This window comes from Natrinema soli, from assembly GCF_028618695.1.
In genome coordinates this window covers 1-3002 of sequence record NZ_JAQIVI010000615.1, presented here as the reverse complement: position 1 = coordinate 3002, position 3002 = coordinate 1, and the positions used below count along the sequence as shown (strand labels likewise).

At 66.0% G+C, this 3002-nt stretch carries 3 protein-coding genes and 1 pseudogene; 3 read left to right on the top strand and 1 reads right to left on the bottom strand.

Features of this window, described 5'->3' with window-relative positions; translation table 11 throughout:
• The 3 genes from PGX04_RS28000 to PGX04_RS27990 form a co-directional block, all read left to right on the top strand.
• Nucleotides 1–515: substrate-binding domain-containing protein (locus tag PGX04_RS28000; RefSeq protein WP_273741483.1), on the top strand; the 515-nt coding region annotated here is incomplete at its 5' end.
• Between the two features lie 284 nt (nt 516–799).
• On the top strand, nt 800–2344 hold the full coding sequence (locus PGX04_RS27995) for a glycosyltransferase family 39 protein (protein WP_273741482.1): 1545 nt from the start codon (nt 800–802) through the stop codon (nt 2342–2344).
• Nucleotides 2345–2503: 159 nt separating this feature from the next.
• Nucleotides 2504–2647 carry a hypothetical protein gene (locus tag PGX04_RS27990; RefSeq protein ID WP_273741481.1) on the top strand — a complete coding sequence of 48 codons (144 nt, stop codon included), beginning with the start codon at nt 2504–2506 and terminating at the stop codon, nt 2645–2647.
• A 22-nt stretch (nt 2648–2669) separates the two neighbouring features.
• Here PGX04_RS27990 and PGX04_RS27985 read toward each other — a convergent pair.
• Nucleotides 2670–3002 (bottom strand): annotated as a pseudogene (locus tag PGX04_RS27985) (DolP-mannose mannosyltransferase); the annotation flags it as partial.

Here is a 3002-nt window from a genome sequence, read left to right as displayed (position 1 = left end):
GGCGGCTCCGCGAGCGCGTCCCCGACGTGGCCGTGGCCGCGGGGCCGCTGGAGCGAGAGCTCAAGGCGATCGAACTTGGCCGTTGGGATCGCGAGTGGGGGCTGGTCGTCCGGCCCGGAAACCCCGACGAGATCGAGGGGCTCGAGGACCTGATCGATCGCGATCTGCGCTTCGTCAATCGGACGACCGACTCGGGGTTGCGCTCGAGTCTCAACGCTGCGGTCGCCGATCTCGCCGAGGAGCGGGGATCGGATCGCCGCGAGATCGTCGACGCGATCGACGGCTTCGAACTCGGACTCCGCGCTCACGAAAGTCCCGCTCGCAAGGTTATCGCCGGTGATGCCGACGCCGGGCTCGGTCTGCGCGAGACCGCCGACCGACTCGACCTCGGATTCGTCACCCTCGGCGAGCAGCCGGTTCGCGTCCTCGCGAATCCCGGTCGGACGGAAAAGGAGGGCGTTCGGGAGCTCGAGGCGGCGCTTTCGGACGTGTCGTCGTCCGAGCTGGAGACGTGACTCCGAGCGGGTGACCGTTTCGGTCGAATTCGGGCGTCCCTCCCGGTCGGCACGGCCAGCAGTCCACTTTCACAACCCCTCGCGAGTGCGTACCGCGAGAACGGGTGGCGGCCTGCGAACCGTCCCATTCGTTGTGTGAAGCAACGAGTTGCGACGGACGCGACTCTCCGACTCGTCCGACTCGAGGTTCCGCCGCCTTCGAGCGGCGAAGGAGGGCGGTACTCCGGTTTGCAAGCTGCGTTAGCGGACCAATATTCATACCCCGGATCGTTGCAATCGATAGCATGTCGCTGCCCTCGACGACCGAGACGGACGGGGGGAGATACCGGGATCGGTCCCTGGCGGGTGTCCCGATCGAACTGTATCCGATCACTCTCCTCGCGGCCGCGCTTCGGCTCTTCGGGCTGGCGTCCGAGAGTTACTGGGTCGACGAAGTCGTCTCGGTGACCACCGTAACGTCGAACACGGCGCCCGAACTCCTGCTCAACGTACCGGGGAACGATCCGCATCCGCCGTTGTACTATCTCCTCCTCTCCGGCTGGACGGCAGTCTTCGGAACGAGCGAACTGGCCACGCGACTGCTATCGGCCCTCGTCGGAATCGCCACCGTCGTCGTCCTCTACTGGGCCGGTCGGCAACTCTTCGACCGAGAGGTCGGGACGATCGCAGCGGTGTTCGTCGCCGTCTCACCGTTTCACGTCTGGTACTCGCAGGAGGTGCGGATGTACAACCTGCTCGCACTGCTGACCGCGCTCTCGTTCTACTGGTTCGTACGGATGCAGACGGAGAGACCGGCCGACGAGACCGGTGTTCGGAACGATATCGGGTACGTCATATCCACGGTCCTCCTCGGCTATACGCACGTCTTCGGGCTGTTCGCGATACTCGCCCAGAACGCGTACGTCTTCTCTCGGTACCTCGTCCGGATCGTCCCCCGGTCGCGACTGACCGTCCGCCGCTGGATCGCCCTCGAGGGGATCACCGCCCTGTTGCTCGCCCCGTGGTTGGTGAAGTTGTTCCGCCGGACGATGGCTGCACGCGGTGGCGAGACGAGCAACGTCTCGTGGATTCCGCTGCCGACGGCCGAGACAGTCAGGGAGACGTTCGCCGCCTACCTCGGCGGCCACCTGTTCGGTGAGTCGTTCCCACTGCTCGTCACGCTCGTCGCCGTGAGCTGTCTGGTCCTCGCGCTCTCGAGCGACTCCGAGACGGCGTCGGAGACCGACCGTCAGGACGAACCGATAAACGCCGTGTACGTGGTCGTTCTCTGGTTCGTCGTGCCGATACTCGTGCCGATCGCCCTCTCGCACGTCGTCACGCCGATCTTCGTGGATCGTTACTCGATCGGGGCGTCGCTGGCGTTTTTTCTCTTGATCGCGAAGGGAGTGCAGACGTTCTCTCGCCCGTCGCTTCGGTACGTCGTCGTCGGGGTGCTCCTCGTCGGCCTCGTGGCGCCCCTCCCGACGTACTATCAGGACGACCAGAAAGAGCAGTGGCGAGAGGCCGCCGCCGACGTCGAGTCGAACGTCGACGGCGACGACGTCGTCCTCGTGAGCAGACCGTTCACGGAACGGACGTTCGGCTACTACTACGATCGGTCGGTCGCGCCCACGGTTCGGATCCCGCCCGACGCGTCGGACGACGAGATCCGGGAGGCCGTCGACGGGCACGACGACGTCTGGCTCGTCCTCTCGTACACCAGTTCGTCGACCAATCAGCGGATTCTCGAGGCCGTGGAGGATCGCTCCGACTACCGCGGCCCCGTCGAGGTGAACCGGTACAACGGCATCGTGGTGGTCCGGCTCGAGCGGACGTCGGACGACGGGTGAAATCCTGGTTGCATCCGCTTCGTCGGTCGAGGCCGCTCGAGCGTCTCCGAAGCGGCTCGCGTTCGGTCCTGTTCCGATCGGTGTCGGCGGGTTCAGACGCCGCGCGATCGCCGCCATCGTCGTCTACGGGGAGAACGGGGCGAGGAAGTTATCTGATCCGTGGCTGAGGTGAGCGTTCTCGGCCCGCTCATCCTCGTTCTCGAGAGGCGCCGCGACGAACGAGCACGCCTGATCTGCGAAGAGCGAGTGCCACAAGAGGTGCTCGAGGAACGGTCCGGGAGCGACGTCGAGCAGCTGTCGTGACGAGTTCGCCGACGCCGAATCGCTAGCCCCGATCGGTCCGATCCGGCCACCCGTCGCACGTCCGTCTGTCCAGTCGATCGTCGGTCATCGCGACCCACCGCACCTCGTTCCAGCTCAACCGGTAGTGACAGGTTTCCGGTTTCAGCTGCTCCCAGTAGATCGTCTGCATCGACGGAACGTCCCCGTCGGCCGGCGTTATCGGCAGTGGGTCTGCCTCCGGCTCGGCCTCCTGATGCATCGCGCGGAGCGTCGACTGCGGGGCCGGCGAGCCGAAGTGCCAGACCAGTCCCGAGAGAACGAGCACCGCGACGACGGCGACGACGGCGACGGTCGTCCATCGACGTCGGGCGGCCCG